Annotated in this window: 9 protein-coding genes; 3 read left to right on the top strand and 6 right to left on the bottom strand. The window is 62.2% G+C overall.

Annotated features, from left to right (window positions below; all coding sequences use genetic code 11):
• The first annotated feature begins 89 nt into the window (after positions 1-89).
• Positions 90-1,309 (top strand): IS3 family transposase gene (locus tag IEC33019_RS06410; protein ID WP_099593083.1). Its coding sequence is split into 2 segments (ribosomal slippage): positions 90-438 and positions 438-1,309, totalling 1,221 coding nucleotides; the frame shifts between segments, so codons are not numbered across the junction.
• 117 nt (positions 1,310-1,426) lie between these two features.
• On the opposite strand, the gene IEC33019_RS06405 is transcribed toward IEC33019_RS06410, so the two are convergent.
• The 5 genes from IEC33019_RS06405 to IEC33019_RS06385 all read right to left on the bottom strand — a co-directional run bounded on the left by IEC33019_RS06405 (position 1,427) and on the right by IEC33019_RS06385 (position 6,937).
• Positions 1,427-1,906, bottom strand: a complete 480-nt coding sequence (locus IEC33019_RS06405) for a copper chaperone PCu(A)C (RefSeq protein ID WP_070094036.1) — start codon at positions 1,904-1,906, stop codon at positions 1,427-1,429.
• Complete coding sequence (locus IEC33019_RS06400) at positions 1,906-2,514, bottom strand: SCO family protein (protein WP_070094037.1); 609 nt, start codon at positions 2,512-2,514, stop codon at positions 1,906-1,908. Before IEC33019_RS06400 ends, IEC33019_RS06405 begins: the two co-directional genes overlap by 1 nt.
• A gap of 231 nt (positions 2,515-2,745) precedes the next feature.
• The gene (nfuA, locus tag IEC33019_RS06395) at positions 2,746-3,330 is read right to left on the bottom strand and encodes a Fe-S biogenesis protein NfuA (protein WP_043206916.1); all 585 of its coding nucleotides are present in this window, start codon (positions 3,328-3,330) and stop codon (positions 2,746-2,748) included.
• A gap of 58 nt (positions 3,331-3,388) precedes the next feature.
• Positions 3,389-4,423 carry an acyltransferase family protein gene (locus IEC33019_RS06390; RefSeq protein WP_070094038.1) on the bottom strand — a complete coding sequence of 345 codons (1,035 nt, stop codon included), beginning with the start codon at positions 4,421-4,423 and terminating at the stop codon, positions 3,389-3,391.
• 213 nt (positions 4,424-4,636) lie between these two features.
• The gene (locus tag IEC33019_RS06385) at positions 4,637-6,937 is read right to left on the bottom strand and encodes a fatty acid cis/trans isomerase (protein ID WP_070094039.1); all 2,301 of its coding nucleotides are present in this window, start codon (positions 6,935-6,937) and stop codon (positions 4,637-4,639) included.
• 173 nt (positions 6,938-7,110) lie between these two features.
• Between IEC33019_RS06385 and metH the strand changes: the two genes are divergently transcribed.
• Both metH and IEC33019_RS06375 read left to right on the top strand, forming a co-directional pair.
• Entirely contained in the window at positions 7,111-10,818 is a 3,708-nt protein-coding gene (metH, locus tag IEC33019_RS06380; protein ID WP_070094040.1) for a methionine synthase, read from the top strand.
• A gap of 156 nt (positions 10,819-10,974) precedes the next feature.
• Positions 10,975-11,193: a DUF2970 domain-containing protein gene (locus IEC33019_RS06375; protein WP_070094041.1), complete on the top strand. Its 219-nt coding sequence runs from the start codon at positions 10,975-10,977 to the stop codon at positions 11,191-11,193.
• 266 nt (positions 11,194-11,459) lie between these two features.
• Here IEC33019_RS06375 and IEC33019_RS06370 read toward each other — a convergent pair whose 3' ends face one another.
• Entirely contained in the window at positions 11,460-12,542 is a 1,083-nt protein-coding gene (locus IEC33019_RS06370; protein ID WP_070094042.1) for an ABC transporter substrate-binding protein, read from the bottom strand.
• Positions 12,543-12,745: the final 203 nt, after the last annotated feature.

The following is a 12,745-nucleotide window of genomic DNA, read 5'->3' as shown; positions in this document are numbered from 1 at the left end:
ATCGGGGCGCTTTGGCGCCCCTTTTATGTAGCAAGTGTCCCGTCCTGAATAAGGTTTACACCTCCCATCCCGAATTTCCGGAGAGTCAGATGGAGCAAGGTGTAAAGCGCACACAGCGAGATTACTCACTGTCTTTTAAATTGGCGGTGGTTGATCAGATTGAAAAAGGCGAGATGACCTACGGCCAGGCCCAGGAACGGTATGGCATCCAGGGTCGATCGACGGTTCTGGTATGGTTGCGTAAGCACGGTCGGCAGGATTGGAGCCAAGGGGCATCGATCCGAGCCGAGAGGAGCTGCGCGATGTCTGACCCCAAACCGCTCACTCCAGAGCAGCGGATCAAAGAGCTTGAGCAGCAGCTTGAGCTGATGAGCCAGAAGGCCCAGTTCTTCGAGACGGTCGTCGATGTTCTGAAAAATGACTATGGTGTTTCGGTCGTAAAAAAGCGATCCGGCAAGTCCTCTCGCAAGGTCAAGTCGCAGGACTGAGCATTGCCAGGGCTTGTCAGTTTCTAGGCATCAGTCGACAGGCTTACTACAAACGCAACCGAGCCGCTGATGGCAAAGAGCGCCAGGCAGACCGGGTGGTTAAGTTTGTTCAGCAAGTCCGGATGCGCCAGCCTCGTCTGGGTACACGCAAGCTGCACTATCTGCTGCATTGCCAGCCTGACAGACGACTCCAGATCGGCCGAGATAGGCTGTTCCAAGTCTTGGGAGAGCGCCGTTTGCTCGTACTGCCTAAGCGGGCCTACCACAAGACAACACAAAGCTTTCATCGCTTCTACCGCCACCCCAACTTACTCAAGCCCGGGCCAAGCCAGATTGTTCCGACAAGGCCGGAACATGTCTGGGTGGCCGACATTACTTACCTGCCCGCACGTAACGGCCCGCTATACCTGAGCCTGATAACGGATGCGTACTCCAGGAAAATCGTTGGCCACCACGTCCATGAAAGCCTGCATGCCGAGTCAGTGGCGCAAGCTTTCAAGCAGGCACTACGAAAGCGACGTCGTCGCCAGCCATTAGTCCACCATTCGGATCGAGGCATCCAATATTGCTCGGCGCTATACCAGTCACTGCATCAACGGCACGGCGTTCAGTGCTCCATGACTGATGGGTATGACTGCTACCAGAACGCGCTGGCCGAGCGAATCAACGGAATCCTCAAGATGGAGCTGCTGTTGAGTAGCCCTGCAGATTTGGAGCAAGCGAGACAGATGGTTGACGAGGCAGTGCAGATCTACAACACAGAACGGCCTCATATGGCCCTGAAAAACAAAACGCCCGATGCTGTGCATCGGGCGTTTTGAGGCCTGTCGGCCTACCTGAACAGGTGTAAACCTATTTCAGGACTAGACAAAGGCCGCGCCCACAGCATGGGAGCGGCCTTGTGTCGCGATGGGCTGCTCAGCAGCCCCTGCCACAGATCAGTGCATGTGCGCGTGATCATGCCCGGCTTCAGCGCCCAGCGGGCGAACCGGTGCCTGGACTTCCAGGGTTTGCTTTGTCCCCTTGGCATCTTCGATGGTCAGGGTCAGCGGCACCTGCTCGCCTTCCTTGACCTGCTGGGTCAGGCCCATGAGCATCACGTGGTAGCCGTTGGGGTCGAGGGTCACCGCTTTACCGGCAGGCAGCTCGACGGCTTTGACTTCACCCATGCTCATCACGTCGCCCTTCATGCTCATCTGGTGGATCTGCACGGTCTTGGCAACCGGCGAGGCCACGCTGAGCAGCTTGCTGTCGCTGTCGGCGGTCAGGGTCATGAAAGCGCCGGTGGACTGCTGGTGCGGCACGCTGGCACGAACCCAGGCATCGCTCACGGTGGTCTGGGCCAGCGCCGGCAGGGCCAGCCCCATCATGGCCAGGGCGGCCAGTGCACGTTTGGCAGGTTGCAGTGAAACAGCCATTAGCAAATCTCCATCAGGGTGACCAGATCCTCGGCGCATTCCTTGGCGGTCAGGGAATGGCCAAGGCTCAGGCGCAGGGTGCCACGCGTGTCATAGACGTAGCTGGTGGACGAGTGAGAAACCGTGTAGGTGTCGCCGGCGGGGACCTTCTCGTAGAACACCTTGAATTCCCTGGCCACCTCGGCGATTTCCTCGGGGGTGCCGGTCAGGGCGGTGAACGACGGGTCGAAAGCCTTGACGTAGGCATCGAGCACCTCGGGGGTGTCGCGCTCCGGATCCAGGGTGATGAGCACCACCTGGAACAGGTCCCGGTCGCGCCCCCTGAGCAGCTTTCTGATTTGCGCCGCGCGCGCCATGGCGGTCGGGCAGACAGCCGGGCACTGGGTGAAACCGAAGAAGATCATCGGCATCGAGCCGTAGAAGCTCGACAGGGTGCGCTCGTTGCCTTGGGTGTCCTTCAGGCGGAACTTGCGCCCGAGGATTTCGTTGCTCATGTTCTTGCCGTACTTGAACTCGAGCCCCCGGGCCGGGTTGCAACCGGCCAGCAGACCAAGCCCCAGAACGCCCATCCCGGCGACGACAGCACGCCGGGTCAGTAGATCAGTCATGGAACCATCCTTTATAGGGAAGGTGCCGGCCCCTGGGATGGGCCGACGAAAAACCGGGGCATTCTGGCATGACACCCCAAGGGCATCTACCCGACGAAGGAGGGATCGGCCTGCAGCCCTTGAAATCCGGGCTGCGGCCTGTTGTCGCAGGGCTTGATTCCGTAACACTTTGTTGCTAAGCGCAACATCTTGCAAAGAGAACGCCGATTGAAATACGCCAGGCGGCGCTGATCAGTAGTAGGCGTTTTCCTTGTTGCTGTGGTCGGTCACGTCACGCACGCCCTTGAGCTCCGGGATACGTTCGAGCAGGGTGCGCTCGATACCATCCTTGAGCGTGACGTCGGCCTGGCCGCAGCCCTGGCAACCACCGCCGAACTGCAGCACGGCGATGCCGTCGTCGACCACATCCACCAGGCTCACGGCGCCGCCGTGGCTGGCCAGACCCGGGTTGATCTCGGTCTGCAGGTAATAGTTGATGCGCTCGTTGAGCGGGCTGTCCTCGTTGACCATCGGCACCTTGGCGTTCGGGGCCTTGATGGTGAGCTGGCCACCCATGCGGTCGGTGGCGTAGTCGACCAGCGCGTCCTCGAGGAACGGCTCGCTGACCGCATCGATGTACGCGGTGAAGCTCTTCAGGCCCACGGCCGTGTCGTCGGGCTTCTCTTCGCCTGGCTTGCAGTAGGCAATGCAGGTTTCGGCATACTGGGTGCCCGGCTGGGTGATGAAAATGCGGATGCCGATGCCCGGGGTATTCTGCTTGGACAGCAGATCGGCCAGGTAATCATGGGCGGCGTCGGTAATGGTTATAGCGCTCATGGAAGTTCCTCACAGACTTGTCGGCAAGTGTACGCCAACCTGGCCTTCGAACAAAGTCCTAGTATTTGACTCGGGAAAGCGCCAACACCTGGCCTAGCTCCCTGTCTTCACGCAACCAGGCCTGCATGCGCCGGTACAGGCCGCGCTCCAGCCAGTGGAAGCTCAGCCACGACATTAGTCCAATGGACAGCACGCAGACGGCGAACACCCCATAGGGGTTAAGCCCAAGGCGCTGAGTGGCGAACCAGCCGCCGTAGAGCACTAGCACGTGGATCAGGTACACCGAGTAGGAGCAGTCGCCGAGCGCCTTGAGCACCCGGTTGCCATGAAAGTACGGCTCCAGCGCGACGAACGCCAACACCACCAACGCACTCGGCACGCCCCAGTGCAGCAGGCGCACGGACGCATCCAACTGGTACAGGGCGTAACCCGCCACGCCCAGCACCACCAATGGCAACCACAGCCCTTCCCTCACCAGCCCACGGCGGTACAGCACGCCGATGCCAATGCCCAGCAGGAATTCATAGATGATGCCATTGCTGTAGAAGCGACTGAGCACACCCATGCGTCCAAGCACTTCGCTGACCAGCAGCAAAGCTCCGGCCACCAGCAGCAGGTGATGACGTCGGCGCACCAAAAAAGCCAACCCGAACAACAGGTAGAAGAACATCTCGAAGTTCAGCGTCCAGCCGACGTTGAGCGTTGGATACAAGCCGTAGCCACCTGGGTTTTCCGCCGGGATGAACAACAGCGACAGCAGCAGGTGCTGCCAATCGAAGACCTGATGCGGCATCCAGCGGCTGGCCACCAGCAACAGCAAGGCCATCAGCAACGTGTAGAACCAATAGGCCGGGACGATGCGCAGCACCCGGTTGAGCAAAAACTGCCCGGGCGCGATGGGCTTGTCACGGGTCGAAAGATAGATCACCAGCCCACTGATGACGAAGAAGATATCCACCCCCACCGCGCCCCGTTCGGCGAGCAGTCTGCCGATGGGGCCGGAGGCGTGGAAGTCGAAGAAGATCTGCATGAAGTGGTGGCAGACCACCACCCAGGCGGCGAATGCCCGGAGAGCCTGAAGCGAATACAGCATGCCGGTTCCTGCGGTTTTCGGTGCATTGAGGCCCCGATCACGCGCAGCGTCGAGCGCTGTGCGCTCGTTCGCCGGTAAACCCGCCCTTCAAGACCTGCGCCGGCCCCGTAGCAGCGGGTTTACCCGCTCAGGGCTGCACTACAGCCCCTGCAATCGATCAGGACCACCCGCCACGTCCGACCGCAACGTCTCCGGAAAGGTCAGCTCGACCGATCAAAGGTTCTCGTAGCGGTTCATGTCCAGCACACCCGCTTCCACCGGCTCGGTCTCCTTGATGAAGGTGTTCAGGTCATGGAAGTAGCGCCAGAACTCAGGGTGACTGCGACGCACGCCCCACCGCATGACGATCCGTTCGAACTTGGCCGTATCGTCGCGGGCAGCTTCCATGTCTTCGACGAACTCCGGCACATCCTTGGTCGGGATGTTGAAGATGAAGTTCGGGTAGCTGCTGAGCACGCCCGGGTAAAGGGTCAGGGTGTCCAGGCCCGGCTGGTAGCGGTAGGCCTCGCCGAGCAGGAAGGCAACGTTGCTGTGGGCGCGGTTGTGCAACAGGCTGTAGACCTGGCGCTGACCACCCTGCCCTTCGATGCGCAGCATGGTCGCCTCGGGCAACTGGTTGATCACCTTGAGCCCGGCAGCCGGCCGCGAGACCAAACGGCTGAGGCTCTGCTCGGCATCCTGGAACTCCGCGCTCATCTGCGGCCGCGAGCAATGGGCTCCTGTGCAGCGGTTGATCGGATCGGGCGCTGCGTTGAGGCTGCCCGTGCGTTGCAGCAACTTGAGGCCGAAGTCACGCTTGGGGTTGTGTTTGTCCAGCTTCAGCGCGCTCGCCGTGCTGGTGTCGATGTCTTCGTAGTCGAGCCACATCTTCACCTTGCCGCTGTTCTGGTACCAGTCGCTCAGGATCGCCCCACGCTGGTCGGCCGGCATCAGGCGCAGGAAGTTGATCTCGGCACCATTACGAATCAAGTCGAAGTACAGACGGGTCTGCAATTGGTGCGAGACGTTGCCGAATACATCGAAGTTCACCGCCAGCTGGTAGTAGGTGCGCTCGAACAGCGGATAGTCGAACAGCCAGGTGGTCAGCGGCACGTCGCCGATCAGGCCCTTGCTCACCGCTGCGCTGTCGAAGTGACGGAAGATGGTCAGCAGCGCATTGTCGTTGCCCGCCCACAGTGTCGACCAACTCGGCGCAGGCATCTCGGCGTAGGCTTCGCGGCGCAGCTTCTCGTATTCGTTGCGCTTGTCGCGATAGGCATGCCACAGGCTCAGCACGCTGCCGACGTCGTCGATCTGCCCCGGCATCGCCAGCAGCGGCGTCGCCTTGCCGCGGTACTCGGCATCGGTGATATAGCGGTCATGGGCCGGCTCCTGGAACAGCGCCCAGAAGTTGTCGCGGATCACATCGGTGGCGATCTGCCCACGGCACACCGGGCCGCGGATGAAGGTGCGCACGAAGTATTCGGCGTTGTCGAGCATGAACTGATAGCGCGCCACCGCTGGGATCGCTTCGAAGGTCTCGAACGGATTGGAGCGGTGACGCGGCCCGTAGCCGGGCAGCGAGGAGGCATGCCAGTCACCACTGTAGAACAGCTGCTTGACGCGCTTGAGCTTCTGCGGCCCCATCGGGTAGGTGATGTGGGTCTTGTGCACGATCACGCCTTGCACTGGAATCAGCCGGTAGTAGAAGTCGGTACCGGGAGGATCGTTCGGTCTGCGGGTGGCGATGATGTCGACCGGCCTGCCGCTCGGGGTGCGCGAACGGACCCACTGGAAGAAATGCCCCGGCTCGCCCCCTGCGAAATAGATGTGCGCCAGGAACAGGTGCTCGTACAGCCAGCGGCCCACCAGCGCTTCGGTGGAACCCGGACGGTTGAGCAGCTCTTCCCATTCGGTGATCTGCCGAGCCTCGGCGGCACTGGGCTGGATCGGTTGGTACTCGACCGGCGCACCGGCAGCCAGCCAGCGCTGCAGGGTCTGGTATTCGGCATCGGTGAGGCCAGTGACGGCCAGGGGCATGCCCTCCTTCGGGTGGGCTCCGGCGTAGGCGTCGAATTCGTGAGGCAAGGGGCACATGTTGTTGCGGTTGAGCCCCAGCACGATCTCTTCGGGCAACTTGGCGTTGGGCGTCAGCGGGGTCTTGTGGCCCAGCTCGAGCATGCGCGCCATCAGCGCGGCCTGGCTGCCCTGGTTGTCGAGCACCGAGTAGAAGCCCATCTTGCGCCAGGCCTGTTCGTCGTGGGCGTCATAGAACAATCGCGTGGTGGGCACCGCCTTGCTGCGTTCGCCCTGGTACACCGGGGTCTTGGAGGCCCCGCGCACCGCGCCTTCGGGGCTTTCCAGCTTGAGCTGGCAGGCTGCGTCGTTGCACGCGTGGCAGGCCACGCACTTCTCGGTGAAGATCGGTTGAATGTCCCGGGTATACGAGATCGCCGGGCTCGATTGAGGGGCTTGCCCGAACGCCACGCCGCTGATGAGCAGGGCGAAGGCGCCAGCAAGTAAACGATGCACCATGTGCCGAATGTCCTGATTCCTGAAAGCCATCACGATTTGCCTGACCGGTCCTTGGGTGCTTTAGCGCGCCGCCAACATGAACGAAATTCATGCAAATGGCCGACACGTCTAAAATCCGTGCAGCTTTGTTATTATTCAGCACCTTCTGAAATTCGCCCGACCAGGTAGTTCCTATGTCCGACCGCAGCGCTCGTTTCCAAGCACTCCAGCAAGCACTCAAGGAGCGCATACTGATCCTCGACGGCGGCATGGGTACTATGATCCAAAGCTACCGCCTCGAGGAACACGACTATCGTGGCACGCGCTTCGCCGATTGGCCAAGCGACGTCAAGGGCAACAACGATTTGCTGTTGCTCACCCGCCCCGATGTCATCGCCTCGATCGAGAAAGCCTACCTCGACGCCGGCGCCGACATCCTCGAGACCAACACCTTCAACGCCACGCAGATTTCCCAGGCCGACTACGGCATGGAAGCGCTGGTGTACGAGCTCAACGTCGAAGGCGCGCGCATCGCCCGCCAGGTGGCCGACGCCAAGACGCTGGAAACCCCGGACAAGCCACGCTTCGTCGCCGGCGTGCTCGGCCCAACCAGCCGCACCTGCTCGATTTCCCCAGACGTCAACGACCCGGGCTATCGCAACGTCACCTTCGACGAGCTGGTCGAGAACTACACCGAGGCCACCCGCGGCCTGATCGAAGGCGGCGCCGACCTGCTGCTGATCGAAACCATCTTCGACACCCTCAACGCCAAGGCGGCGATTTTCGCCGTGCAGCAGGTGTTCGAAGAAGACGGCGTCGAGCTGCCGATCATGATCTCCGGCACCATCACCGACGCCTCCGGTCGCACCCTGTCCGGGCAGACCACCGAGGCATTCTGGAACTCGGTGCGCCACGCCAAGCCGATCTCCGTGGGCCTGAACTGCGCGCTGGGCGCCAAGGACCTGCGCCCGTACCTCGAAGAGCTGGCGACCAAGGCCGACACCCACGTCTCGGCCCACCCCAACGCCGGCCTGCCCAACGCCTTCGGCGAGTACGACGAAACCCCGGCTGAAATGGCCGCCGTGGTCGAGGAGTTCGCAGCCAGCGGGTTCCTCAACATCATCGGCGGTTGCTGCGGCACTACCCCGCCGCACATCCAGGCCATTGCCCAGGCCGTGGCCAAGTACAAGCCGCGCGAAATTCCGGACATCCCCAAGGCCTGCCGCCTGTCGGGCCTGGAGCCGTTCACCATCGATCGCCAGTCGCTGTTCGTCAACGTCGGCGAGCGCACCAACATCACAGGTTCCGCCAAGTTCGCCCGCCTGATCCGCGAGGAGAACTACACCGAAGCGCTCGAAGTCGCCCTGCAACAGGTCGAGGCCGGCGCCCAGGTGATCGACATCAACATGGACGAAGGCATGCTCGATTCGCAGGCTGCCATGGTCCGCTTCCTCAACCTGATCGCGGGCGAGCCGGACATCTCTCGCGTGCCGATCATGATCGACTCCTCCAAGTGGGAGGTGATCGAAGCGGGCCTGAAGTGCATCCAGGGCAAGGGCATCGTCAACTCGATCTCCATGAAGGAAGGCGTCGAGCAGTTCAAACACCACGCCCGCCTGTGCAAACGCTACGGCGCCGCCGTGGTGGTGATGGCCTTCGACGAGGTCGGCCAGGCCGACACCGCCGCGCGCAAGAAGGAAATCTGCCAGCGCAGCTACGACATCCTGGTCAATGAAGTGGGCTTCCCGCCGGAAGACATCATCTTCGACCCGAACATCTTCGCCGTGGCCACCGGCATCGAGGAACACAACAACTACGCCGTGGACTTCATCGAAGCCTGCGCCTACATCCGCGACCACTTGCCCTACGCGCTGAGCTCGGGCGGTGTGTCCAACGTGTCGTTCTCCTTCCGCGGCAACAACCCGGTGCGCGAGGCGATCCACTCGGTATTCCTCTACCACGCCATCAAGAACGGCCTGACCATGGGTATCGTCAACGCCGGCCAGTTGGAGATCTACGATGAAATCCCGGCCGCGCTGCGCGAGAAGGTCGAGGACGTGGTGCTCAACCGCACCCCGCACGGCACCGATGCCTTGCTGGCCATTGCCGACGACTACAAGGGCGGCGGCGCGACCAAGGAAGTGGAAAACGAACAGTGGCGTTCGCTGCCAGTGGAAAAACGCCTGGAGCACGCGCTGGTCAAGGGCATCACCGCATTCATCGTCGAGGACACCGAGGAGTGCCGCCAGCAGTGCGCGCGCCCGATCGAGGTCATCGAAGGGCCACTGATGAGCGGCATGAACGTGGTCGGCGACCTGTTCGGCGCCGGCAAGATGTTCCTACCGCAGGTGGTCAAGTCTGCGCGGGTGATGAAGCAGGCCGTCGCGCACCTGATTCCGTTCATCGAAGCCGAAAAGGGCGACACTCCCGAGGCCAAGGGCAAGATCCTCATGGCCACGGTCAAGGGCGACGTGCACGACATCGGCAAGAACATCGTCGGCGTGGTGCTTGGCTGCAACGGCTATGACATCGTCGACCTGGGCGTGATGGTGCCGGCGGAGAAGATCCTGCAGACCGCCCGCGAACAGAAGTGCGACATCATCGGCCTCTCCGGTCTGATCACCCCGTCGCTGGACGAGATGGTCCACGTCGCCCGCGAAATGCAGCGCCAGGGCTTCGAGCTGCCGCTGATGATCGGCGGGGCCACCACCTCCAAGGCGCACACGGCGGTCAAGATCGAGCCCAAGTACTCCAACGATGCGGTGGTCTATGTCACCGACGCCTCGCGTGCTGTGGGCGTGGCTACCCAGTTGCTGTCCAAGGAACTCAAGCCAGGCTTCGTCGAGAAGACGCGCCAGGAATACGTGGAAGTCCGCGAACGCACGGCCAATCGCAGCGCCCGAACCGAGCGCCTGGGCTATGACCAGGCCATCGCCGCCAAACCGAAGTACGACTGGGCCGGCTACACTCCGGCGGCGCCCTCCTTCACCGGCGTCAAAGTGCTCGAGGACATCGACCTGCGCGTGCTGGCCGAATACATCGACTGGACACCGTTCTTCATTTCCTGGGACCTGGCCGGCAAGTTCCCGCGCATCCTCACCGACGAAGTGGTCGGCGAGGCGGCTACCGCGCTGTACAACGACGCCCGTGAGATGCTCGACAAACTGATCGACGAAAAGCTCATCAGCGCCCGCGCGGTCTTCGGCTTCTGGCCAGCCAACCAGGTCGAGCATGACGACATCGAGGTGTACGGCGACAACGGCGAGAAGCTCGCCACCCTGCACCACCTGCGCCAGCAGACCATCAAGCCCGATGGCAAGCCGAACTTCTCCCTGGCCGACTTCGTCGCACCCAAGGACAGCGGCCTGACCGATTACGTCGGCGGTTTCATCACCACCGCCGGCATCGGTGCCGAGGAAGTGGCCAAGGCCTATCAGGACAACGGCGACGACTACAACTCGATCATGGTCAAGGCCCTGGCCGACCGCCTCGCCGAAGCCTGTGCCGAGTGGCTGCACGAGCAGGTGCGCAAGCAGTACTGGGGTTATGCCAAGGACGAACACCTGGACAACGAAGCGCTGATCAAGGAGCAGTACAGCGGCATCCGCCCTGCCCCGGGTTATCCGGCCTGCCCGGACCACACCGAAAAAGCCACGCTGTTCCGCCTGCTCGATGGCACGGCCATCGGCGAGACCGGCCCGAGCGGGGTGTTTCTTACCGAGCACTTCGCCATGTTCCCGGCGGCGGCGGTCAGCGGTTGGTACTTCGCTCACCCGCAGGCGCAGTACTTCGCCGTGGGCAAGGTAGACAAGGACCAGGTCGAGCGCTACAGCGCGCGCAAGGGGCAGGACATCAGCGTGAGCGAGCGCTGGCTGGCCCCGAACCTCGGTTACGAGGGCTGATCTGCAAGGCGGCCGCTTTGCGGCCCTTTCGCGGGTAGACCCGCCCCACAGGGTTAGCAGTGATCCTTGTGGGGGTTTACCCGCGAATAGACCCGCGCAGTGCCCATAGGCCTGTCTACACTGTCGTGTGATTGTCTTTGTTTCCAGGAGCCCTTCATGGACGACAACGACCCCGGCAAACCGCCCACCTTCTGGCAGATGCTGCAGAGCATCCTTGCCGCTGCCTTTGGCGTGCAGAGCGGCAAGAACCGCGCGCGCGATTTCACCCATGGCAAGGCCAGCCACTTCATCGCACTGGGCACCTTGTTCACCCTGGTATTCATCCTGGCATTGGTCGGCCTGGTGCAACTGGCCATGCACCTGACCGCCCGCTAGAACGCAAGCCGCCCGCGGATATCCCTTCCGCGGGCGGTTCTGGTTTCACTCAAGGTCCGAAGACAGGCGTTACTGGTGGCTGACCCAATACACAGCGGCCACGACGACGAGGATGATCAGGCAGAGGATCGCCCAGGCGTCGACGCTGCTGTCAGCTTTGCGCAACTTGGTCGAGTTTCCCATTGCATTGCCTCTTGTAGTGTTTATGGGAATGCACTTCAACCAGCAGTTAAGCCCAGCAATGGCCTTCTCTCAAGCCAGGTCTTTCAATAGTCGACCGGCTTGGTCAGGAACGGATAACGAAAATCTGCCGGTCGGCCTTCGGCGCTGTAGCGCAGAAAATCCACACCCATGTCATCGCAGGTCTCCAGCAACTTGAGCCAGCGCCGCGCCTTGGCCTGGTCGAACAGTTGCAACACCGGCACCGTGTGCGCCTGCAGGCCGTCACGGTTGATCGTCAGCCCCGAGGCATCGTCGTGCAACAGCACCATGGCCCAACCGCCCAAGGTGAAATGCCCGCCCATCAGCACACTCAGGCGCCCGTCGATACGTGCGCGCAGCGCTTCGGGGGAGCTGTTGACGGCACTGAAGATCACGTCACGCCCTGGTGTGCGCCCCTTCTCTTCGAAGGCCTGCATGGCACCGAAGGCCATCTCGTCGTTGGCCGCCCAGACCAACTGCGTAGCCGGATAACGCTCTGCGAGCAACTGGGCCTGTTCGTAGGCGCGCTTGCGGCTCCAACCGCCATAGACCACCTGCCGCAAGCGTACCTGGGGGAAGTCCGCCAAGGCCCGGCGCATGCCCTGCTCACGCAGTTGGGAGGCTGGCGTGGTCTTGACCCCGGCGAACGCCACCAGGTCCACCGGACCCGACCCTGGCGGCAGCGTGGCGACCATCTGGCGCAGCATCTGGTAGCCGGCCTGTTCGTCGTTGGCGGTCAGGGTGCCCAGCACCTGCGCATAGCGGTCCGGCTGGGCCTGGATGCTGCGTGCCTGGGTTTCGGTCAAGCCGTTGTTTACCAGGAACAGCTTGACCCCCAACCCCCGCGCCAGGCGGATGATTTCCGGTGCCAGGTACTGCTCGTTGACCAGGACCAGGTAGTCCGGGCGCTGCGGCCCGGCCAATGCCGCGCGGGCCTGGGCCAAGGCCAGGTCCGTGCGCCGCTCGCTGTATTCGATGCGCAGGTCCATGCCCAGTTCATGGGCGGCCGCCTGCATGAAACGCGAATAGCCGACCCAGAAGGCTTCGCTGGAAAAGCCTGGGTTGAGGAACACCACGGAGGCGGCCTGTGCGCTCGCTGCTGTCAGGAGCAGGTTCAGGCACAGGCCCTGGCACAAGGCCTTGAGCATGCGGTTACATCCGTTGCGAAACAAACGCGCGAGTATAAACGGATGGCAGCTGCAGGCGAGCAAATGCCAGTGGGTCTCACTTAGTTCGATTGGTTCTTTTCATATGCAAAAACATCACTTTAGCGCATAAACACAACCTGATATCGTGCTCCGGCTCCGAAGCGGAGTGCGCGGCCGTGCGCGCGAATAGCTGCCTGCAGCCT

The organism is Pseudomonas putida, from assembly GCF_002741075.1.
Lineage (GTDB): Bacteria > Pseudomonadota > Gammaproteobacteria > Pseudomonadales > Pseudomonadaceae > Aquipseudomonas > Aquipseudomonas putida_T.
This window is presented reverse-complemented; position numbering and strand designations above follow the sequence as displayed.